The 8,042-nt window shown below is 72.7% G+C and carries 10 protein-coding genes; 4 read left to right on the top strand and 6 right to left on the bottom strand.

Translation table 11 applies throughout. The features are described 5' to 3' along the window. Nucleotides 1-99 precede the first annotated feature (99 nt). The gene (locus ACFCZN_RS11575) at nt 100-1,329 is read right to left on the bottom strand and encodes a tyrosine-type recombinase/integrase (protein ID WP_430556894.1); all 1,230 of its coding nucleotides are present in this window, start codon (nt 1,327-1,329) and stop codon (nt 100-102) included. A 191-nt stretch (nt 1,330-1,520) separates the two neighbouring features. Beyond that, complete coding sequence (locus ACFCZN_RS11580) at nt 1,521-2,441, bottom strand: LysR family transcriptional regulator (protein ID WP_429764516.1); 921 nt, start codon at nt 2,439-2,441, stop codon at nt 1,521-1,523. 72 nt (nt 2,442-2,513) lie between these two features. Here ACFCZN_RS11580 and ACFCZN_RS11585 point away from each other — a divergent pair, with 72 nt between their 5' ends. Genes ACFCZN_RS11585 through ACFCZN_RS11595 form a run of 3 tightly spaced genes read left to right on the top strand, consistent with a single transcriptional unit; the run spans nt 2,514 to nt 4,453 of the window. After that, complete coding sequence (locus tag ACFCZN_RS11585; RefSeq protein WP_429764517.1) at nt 2,514-3,452, top strand: EamA family transporter; 939 nt, start codon at nt 2,514-2,516, stop codon at nt 3,450-3,452. Nucleotides 3,453-3,462: 10 nt separating this feature from the next. Then, nucleotides 3,463-3,858 (top strand): helix-turn-helix domain-containing protein, encoded by a 396-nt coding sequence (locus ACFCZN_RS11590; protein WP_429764518.1) that lies wholly within the window; start codon nt 3,463-3,465, stop codon nt 3,856-3,858. A 25-nt stretch (nt 3,859-3,883) separates the two neighbouring features. Then, nucleotides 3,884-4,453 (top strand): YciI family protein, encoded by a 570-nt coding sequence (locus tag ACFCZN_RS11595; protein WP_430556895.1) that lies wholly within the window; start codon nt 3,884-3,886, stop codon nt 4,451-4,453. 27 nt (nt 4,454-4,480) lie between these two features. Here ACFCZN_RS11595 and ACFCZN_RS11600 read toward each other — a convergent pair whose 3' ends face one another. The 3 genes from ACFCZN_RS11600 to ACFCZN_RS11610 all read right to left on the bottom strand — a co-directional run bounded on the left by ACFCZN_RS11600 (nt 4,481) and on the right by ACFCZN_RS11610 (nt 6,391). After that, nucleotides 4,481-5,113, bottom strand: coding sequence for a ClpP family protease (locus ACFCZN_RS11600; protein WP_429764520.1), 633 nt, complete (start codon nt 5,111-5,113; stop codon nt 4,481-4,483). Then, nucleotides 5,113-5,739, bottom strand: coding sequence for a ClpP family protease (locus tag ACFCZN_RS11605; RefSeq protein ID WP_429764521.1), 627 nt, complete (start codon nt 5,737-5,739; stop codon nt 5,113-5,115). The genes ACFCZN_RS11600 and ACFCZN_RS11605 overlap by 1 nt, the downstream gene beginning before the upstream one ends. A gap of 124 nt (nt 5,740-5,863) precedes the next feature. Further along, nucleotides 5,864-6,391, bottom strand: coding sequence for a MarR family winged helix-turn-helix transcriptional regulator (locus tag ACFCZN_RS11610; RefSeq protein ID WP_430556896.1), 528 nt, complete (start codon nt 6,389-6,391; stop codon nt 5,864-5,866). A gap of 147 nt (nt 6,392-6,538) precedes the next feature. Between ACFCZN_RS11610 and ACFCZN_RS11615 the strand changes: the two genes are divergently transcribed. After that, nucleotides 6,539-7,771, top strand: a complete 1,233-nt coding sequence (locus tag ACFCZN_RS11615; RefSeq protein ID WP_430548344.1) for an MFS transporter — start codon at nt 6,539-6,541, stop codon at nt 7,769-7,771. An 18-nt stretch (nt 7,772-7,789) separates the two neighbouring features. On the opposite strand, the gene ACFCZN_RS11620 is transcribed toward ACFCZN_RS11615, so the two are convergent. Continuing rightward, the coding region (locus ACFCZN_RS11620) for a hypothetical protein (protein ID WP_430556897.1) at nt 7,790-8,042 on the bottom strand (253 nt) is incomplete at its 5' end.

Genomic DNA, 8,042 nt, shown 5'->3' on the forward strand with positions numbered 1-8,042 from the left:
GGCTGAAGGTCAAGTATGACCGCCCCGGAGAACGGTTTCAGAAGATTCGAACATCCGTACTGGTGGTCACACCAAAGTTCACCCGGTCGGCGTCCGCTGTCACGCCTCGATCTGCGGGTGGGCAGCGGCCAGCGCCCCGGAGATCGCCGACCGGATCGCCACCTGCGCAGCCGGCATCACATGGCCGTAGCGGTCCACCGTCGTCGTGATCGACTCGTGGCCCAGGTGGGCCTGCACGTAGTTGATCGGCACGCCGGCGCCGAGGAGCCAGCTGGCGTTCGAGTGCCTGGCGTCGTGGATGCGAGGGCGCTTGCCGAGCGCGGTCTTGAGTGGCTTGATCTCGGCGCCCGTGGAGTCGTGGCGCACGGCGACCCGCCCGCCCTTTTTGCCCTGCGCGGGCTCGCCGTTCGCGAGCCGCACCGCGGGCGCCCACGCCTCCTTGCTGAACGTCCGGTGCTTCACGTGCTCGCCGGCGTTGTTCGTGAAGACGTACGCGTGCCCCGGACGGTCCTCCACGAGCGGCGTCAGGACGTCGACCACCTCGGGGGCCAGCGCGACCGTGCGCCGCGACTTCTTCGACTTCGGCGCCCCCACCGTGCCGTCCCGCTTCCAAGCGCGCTCGACGGCGAGCACCTTCCGGTCGAGGTCGACGTCGCCGACCCGCAGCGCCGTCGCCTCGCCCCACCGTATGCCGGTCGAGAACAGCGTCGTGACGAGCGGCTGCCAGCGGGGGATGAAGCACCCGAGGAAGACGAGGTACTCCTCGTGCGTCAGGAACACCATCGGCTCCCGCTCGGTACGGGGGAGGCGGGTGCCCTCACACGGGTTCGACGCGATGAGCCCGGCCCGGACGGCGCGCTTGAATGCGCCCGAGAGGAACGAGTGCCGGTTCGCGATCGTCTTCCCGGAGATGGGCTTGCCGCCGCGCACCTTCTCCTTCGCGGCTGCGTTCACCCAGTCGGCGATGTCGTCGGAGGTGACGGCGTCGATCGGCAGGGGGGCGAGGTCGCCGAGGTCGTTGCGCACGTGGCCTCGGTAGGTCGCGAGCGTCGACCCCCCGACGCCGGTCAGCTTCTCGATGTGCCGGGTGCACCACTGGGCGACGGTGGGCATGCCCTCCTTCGTCGCGGCGCCGGTGCGCTTCTTGAGGATCTCGACGGCGCGCGTCGGGCCGAGGGTGGCGAGCAGTCCGGCGAACGAGCGTGCGCCCTCCTCGGTGCCGAACGTCTTCGTCGTCTCCTTGGAGTCGCGGCCGCCGACACGGAAGCGCACCGACCATGTCACGGTCTTCCCGTCCTTCGCGAGGTGTGCTCGCGGGGTCACTGCCATGGGACCAGTATCCCAGGATGTGCGGACACTGTCCGCACCTCTCCGCACGTTTCCTCACGGGGACGCATGGCAGCCCGAGGTTGCCAGAGCGCTCCGTCGCAGGTCAGCGGGTGAAATTGCAGGTGGCGGCGCTGCTCGATCTGGACGCGGGAACCGGTTCGAACCCGGGCGGGGGCACCTCTGCGGCATCGTCAGCCGTCGGCGGCTCCCGCCATCTCCACCTCGACGTGGGCGCCTGCGCGGCGGAACGCGTCGACGACGCGGCGGACGGCGAGGCGCTCGGCGCGATCGGGCCGCAGGACGGCGGAGACGTGCCGCGCGATGGCGACGTCGGTCAGCTCGCGCAGCACGAGGCGGTCGCCGGTGGGCGTGGTGAAGCGCGGCAGCACGGCGACCTGGTCGCCCGCGGCGACGAGCGCCTCGATGAGGCGGTTGTCGCGCAGCCGTTGCACCACGCGCAGCTCGGCCCCGGTGGCCTGCTCGACGGCGAGCCGCACGGTGTCGAACGGGTAGCCGAGGGGCACCCCGATCCAGTCCTGGTCGACGAGGTCGCGCGGCCGCACGTGCGGCAGGCGCGCGAGCGGGTGGTCGGCCGCCATCGCGATGTCGAGCGGCTCGCGGGCGAGCGGCACCACGGTCAGGCCCTCCGCCCCGGCGGGCCGCACGCTGGTGAGCGAGTGCGCGACGACGACGTCGTGGTCCGCGGTGAGCGGGCCGTACTCGGCCTCCGCGATGTCGACGTCGGCGCAGCGCAGCGCGATCGCGGTGCCGGCGAGGTCCGCGACGACGCGGGGGAGCAGGAACGTGGCGGCGCTGGCCAGCGCCGCGACGGTGACCGTACCCGACGGCTCGCCCTGGAACTCGTCCCACCGGGCCTGGACCTGCGCGAGCGCGGCGGCGACGCTCGCCCCGCCCTCGGCCAGCAGCCGGCCGGCGTCCGTGAGCCGCAGCCCGCGGCCGGACGGCTCGACGAGCGGCGTGCGCAGCTCGCGCTGGGCGGTGCGCAGCTGCTGGGACACGGCCGACGGCGTGCGGTGGGTGGCGCGGGCGACGGCGGTGACGCTGCCCCGGTCGGCGAGCTCGCGGAGCAGCTCCAGGTGCCGGACATCCATGAAGCCAGCCTACAGACAGCGTGAAGCAACTTTCGCTTGTCCTTCACGATGGTCCCGGGTGAGGCTGAGCGCATGCCCGCCCGCCACCGGCTGCTCGCCGTCCTCGTCGCCCTGCTGTGGGGGCTGAACTTCATCGCCATCGACGCGTCGCTGCAGCACTTCCCGCCGATGTTCCTCGTCGCGCTGCGGTTCGCGCTCATCGCGCTACCCACCGTGCTCCTGGTGCCGTGGCCCGACGTCCCCGTGCGCTGGGTGGTCGGGTACGGGCTCGGTTTCGGCGCGCTGCAGTTCCTCTTCCTGTACTGGGGGATGGCGGCGGGGATGCCCGCCGGCCTCGCGTCCCTCGTGCTGCAGATGTCCGGCCCGTTCACCGTGCTGCTCGGCGCCACGTTCCTGCGCGAGCGCGTGACCGGGCGGCAGGTGCTCGGCATCCTCGTGGCCGTCGGCGGCCTCACCCTGGTGGCCTGGCAGCAGGCTGCGACCGCCACGGTCGTGCCCTTCCTGCTCACCCTGGCCGGCGCGTTCGGCTGGGCGATCGGCAACGTCTGCAACCGGCAGGCGAAGCCGCAGAGCCCGCTGCGCCTCACCCTGTGGATGTCGGTGGTGCCGCCGCTGCCGATGCTCGCGCTGTCGCTGCTGGTCGAGGGGCCGGGAGAGATCGCGCACTCCCTCACGTCGTGGGACGACCCGGGGGCCGTGGGCGCCGTCGTCGGCCTCCTGTACACGGTGGTGGTCGCGACGGTGCTCGGCTCCGGCGTGTGGACCTGGCTCATGGCCCGCCACCCCGCGGGGGTGGTCGCCCCGTTCTCGATGCTCGTGCCGGTGGTCGGGATGTCGGCGGCCTGGCTGCTGCTCGGCGAGCGGGTGACCCCGCTCGAGGGGGTGGGCGCCGCGTTCGTCGTCGGTGGGGTGCTCTACGGCAGCAGCCGGGCCGCGCGACGGCTTCTGCCGTCAGCAGAACGCCCGCCCGTCGAGCCGCTCGCAGAGCCGTCGGGCGCCGGGCGCGGGTAGCGTCGTCGGCATGACGGCGGACATGCGGGTCGGCACGGTGGCCGAGGTGGAGCACGTGCGCGAGCCCCTGCTACGCCATCTGGTCGGTGGAATCCTGCGCCGCACCCGGCTGCGCCAGGGCCGCACCCTGCAGGAGGTCGCCGGCACGGCGCGCATGTCCACCGCGTACCTGTCCGAGGTCGAGCGCGGCCGCAAGGAAGCGTCCTCCGAGGTGCTGGCCGCGGTCTGCGCCGCGCTCGGCATCCGCCTCGTCGATCTGGTCGCCCAGGCCCACGACGCGCTCGCCGCGGCTGCCGAGCAGCAGGAGCGCGTCCGGGTGCTCACGTCGCTGCGCGACCGCGCGCCGTCGTCGTCCCGGCACGTGCGCTCGACGACGACGTCCGACGTCGTCGCCCTCGCCGCCTAGCTGCCTCGCGCTAGCGTCGGGCGGCATGGAGTTCTTCTGCTACCACCGGGACCGTCCCGGGTCGCTCGCGCTGCGCGAGGCGCTCAACGACGAGCACCTGGCCTACATGGACCGGTTCGCGCGCGGGATGGTCGCGCGCGGCCCCACCACCGCCGACGGCGGCCGGACTCTGACCGGCAGCGTGCACATCCTCGACCTGCCCGGCCCCGCGGCCGCCCGGGCGCTCGCGTTCGACGAGCCCAACTACCAGGCCGGCGCGTACCGCGACGTGCTGCTGCGACGGTGGCGCGACCTGCTCGGGCGCACGATGTGGGAGTACCCGGGCGGGCCGGAGGGCGGCCCACGGTTCCTGGTCCTCGGGCTCGGGTGGCGGGGGAGCGGTGAGCCGCTCGTCACGGCCGGGGCGCGGGTCGTCCTCGTCGCGGCGGGCCACCTCCTGTCCGACGACGGCGCCGCCGTCCTCGGTGCGGCCGCGCTGGTCGAGGCCGCCGGGCCCGCGGACGCCCGCCGGGTGCTGGTCGTGGACGACTACGCGGACGTCGAGGTCCACGACTGGCACGTCGGCGGGCGCCCGGCGGCGCGGGACGCCACCTAGGTCGGGACGGCACCTAGATCGGGACGGTTAGGCCGCGGCGCGGTCCGACAGCTTGCGCGACGTGACGACCGCGTCCGCCACGCCGTACGCGACGGCGTCGTGCGCGGACAGGAGGAGGTCGCGGTCGGTGTCCGTCCGCAGCCGCTCCACGGTCTGCCCGGTGTGCCGGGCCAGGAGAAGCTCGGTCTCGGCGCGCAGGCGGAGCACCTCGCGGGCCTGGATGGCGAGGTCGGAGACGGTGCCCTGCCCCTGGGTGGACGGCTGGTGCAGCAGCACCCGGGAGTGCTCCAGCACCGTGCGCTTGCCGGGCGTGCCGGCCGCGAGCAGCACCGCCGCGGCGGACGCCGCCTGGCCCATGCAGGTGGTGGCGACGTCGCTGCGCACGTACTGCATCGTGTCGTAGATCGCGGTCATGGCCGTGGCCGAGCCGCCGGGGGAGTTGATGTACAGCCCGATCTCCTGCTCGGGCGCCTCGGACTCCAGGTGCAGCAGCTGCGCCATGACGACGTTCGCCACGCCGTCGTCGATCTCCGTGCCGAGGAAGATGATGCGGTCGCGCAGCAGCCGGCTGAAGACGTCCGAGTAGCGCTCGCCGAGCGGCGTGCGCTCGACGACGTTCGGGATCGTGTAGCTCATCCGCTCGTTCATCGTCGTCGTCATCACAGCCCCGCCCTCCGGCCGGCGGCCGACGGCCGCACGTCCTCCACGCTCTCGACGATCCGGTCGACCATGCCGTACTCGACCGCCTCGGTGGCGGTGAACCAGCGGTCGCGGTCGCTGTCGGCGGCGATCTGCTCCACCGTGCGGCCCGTGTGCTGCGCGGTGAGCTCGTGCATCACGCGCTTGGTGTGCTCCAGGTTCTCCGCCTGGATCGCGATGTCGACGGCGGTGCCCCCGATGCCGGCCGACGGCTGGTGCATCATCACCCGCGTGTGCGGCAGCGCGTACCGCTTGCCCTTGGTGCCGGTGGTGAGGAGGAACTGGCCCATGCTGGCGGCGAAGCCGAACCCGACCGTCACGACGTCGTTCGGCAGCAGTCGCATGGTGTCGTAGATGCCGAGCCCCGCGCTGACGGAGCCGCCGGGGGAGTTGACGTACAGGGCGACGTCGGACCGTGGGTCCTCGGCCGACAGCAGCAGGAGCTGCGCGACGACGCGGTTCGCGACGGCGTCGTCGATCTCGGTGCCGATCACCACGATGCGCTGGTGCAGCAGCCGCGCGGTGAGCTGGTCGTCGAAGGCGGGCGGGGTGGGTGGTGCCGGGGTGCTCAGTTTCGGTGTGCTCATGTCCCCACCGTCCGACGACGACGGTCGCAGCGGGAGGCTTCTCTGCCGGGAGCGCATCTGCTCAGGGCAGACGGCACGGCGCCGGTCGTGGGGCGAGGTCCACGAGAGCAGGCGCCGGCGGTCGTCAGGCCGGGGGAGTGTCCCGCTTGTAGGCGTCGAGGTCGGCGTTGAGGCGCTCGACGAGCTCGGCCAGGAGGACGCGGTCGGCGGGGCTCCAGTCGGCGAGCACGGTCGAATACGTGGCGCTGCGTCGACGCCGCTGCGCGTGCAGGGCGGCCCGGCCGTCGGCGGTCGCGGAGACGAGGACGGCGCGGCCGTCGTGCGGGTCGCGGGAGCGCTGCACGTGGCCCGCGCGCTCGAGGGCGACGACCTGGCGGGTCACGGTGGAGGCGTCGATCCCGAGCCGGTCGGCGAGGGCCTGCACGCGCTGGGGGCCGCCGTCGCGCAGCGCGTGCAGCAGCAGGTAGCCGGAGCGGTCGAGGTCGTGGCCCCCGGTCCGGACGGTGGTCGCCGCGGTGGTGCGCTCGGCGCGGCGCAGCAGCTGGGCGAGGCCGAGCTCGACGCGGGCGACGACGTCGGACGCCGTCGTGCCGCCGTCGTCGTCCTGGTCGGGACGCTTCTTCTCCACACTGTTTCCCCGGGAAGCGGTCATAGGTGTATCCTACAGGTAATTACCTGCACGATGCAGGCATCTTGGCGCCCCGCACGGCTCCTCGCCGGCGACGACGGCGGCGCGACGCATCGGCAGACCAGCAGCAGACGACCCCGCGGCGGCCCGTGGGGCAGGAGTGAGGAGTCCGTGGCAGGCACACGCAACGAACCGAACAAGACCGCGATCTACGCGACCGCGCTGACGGCGTTCTTCGCGATCGCGGGCATCGCCGTCGTCGACCCGATCCTCCCGGTGATCGGGGAGGCCATCGGCGCCACCACGTGGCAGATCGAGCTCCTGTTCACCGCGTACATCGCGGTCATGGCCGTCGGCATGATCCCGGCCGTGCTGGCCACGGGGAAGTTCGGCTACAAGAAGATCCTCGGCACGGGGGTCACCATCGTCGCGATCGCCGCGATCCTCGCCGCGCTGAGCACGTCGATCGGCCAGCTCGCCGCGCTGCGCGGCCTGTGGGGCCTCGGCAACGCGATGTTCTTCGCCACCGCGATGGTGCTGCTCGTCTCGCTCGCCAACGACCGCGAGTGGGTCGTCGGCATCTTCGAGACCTGCGTCGGCCTCGGGTTCGCCGTCGGCCCGCTCATCGGCGGCCTGCTCGGCAGCATCAGCTGGCGCGTGCCGTTCTTCGCGTGCGGCCTGTTCATGATCGTCGCGCTGGCGATGTCGATCACAAAGCTCAAGGACCCGGCCGAGAAGCCGGCGCCGCTGCACGTGGGCCAGGTCTTCGGGCTGTTCCGCAAGCCCGCGTTCCTCGCGCTCGCCGTCGTCACCGCCACGTACAACTTCGTGTTCTTCATCATCCTCGGCTACACGCCGATCTTCCTCGGGCTCGACGTCGTCCCCCTCGGCTTGGTGTTCACCGCCTGGGGCCTGGGCCTCGCGTTCGGCATCCTCGTCGTCGGCCACAAGCTCGCGCACACGATCGGCGCGGTGCAGACCCTGGGCATCGCCGTGGCCGGCGTGCTCGTCATGACGCTGCTGCTCGCCCTCGGCCTCCCGACGGCGGCCTCGATCGTCGTGCTCGTCGTCGCCGGCGTGTTCATGGGCATCGCCAACGCGATCCTCACCGACCTGTCGCTCGCGCTCGGCGACCCCGACCGCCGCGTCACGACCGGCGCCTTCAACCTCGTGCGCTGGGGCTTCGCCGCCCCGGCCCCGGTGATCGCCGGCCTGCTGCACCCGGTCGGCGCCTCCGCCCCCTACTGGGTCGGCGTCGGCGTGTTGGCCGTGGGTGTGATCGTCTTCCTGCTCACCGCGCACAAGATGGCCGGGCAGCTCGGCGAGAAGGTGCTGTGGTCGCGCTGGAACAAGGCGGCCGCCGCCGTCGAGGGCACGCCCGAGGAGGCCATGTCCGAGCTGTGACCCCGGCGCCCCGGGGGGTCAGCCCTCGGGGGCGTCGTCGGCCGAGCGGACGGCGTCCGCCTCGGCGCGCGCGGCCGCGAGCACGGCGGTGAGCCCGCGGCTCAGCGCCTGCAGGTCGTCGGTGGCGATCCGCTCGATCAGGCCGTGGGTGTGGAGGGTGTCTTTGGTGAGAGGGGGAAAACGCGAGATCAGCCCCCCAACGGCGTTCACCAACCACACAAAACAGAGGATGCCGACGATCTTTCCACCGGGAACACCTCTCGCCTCAACC

The organism is Isoptericola sp. NPDC056134 (assembly GCF_042264825.1).
GTDB classification, from domain to species: Bacteria; Actinomycetota; Actinomycetes; order Actinomycetales; family Cellulomonadaceae; genus Isoptericola; species Isoptericola nanjingensis.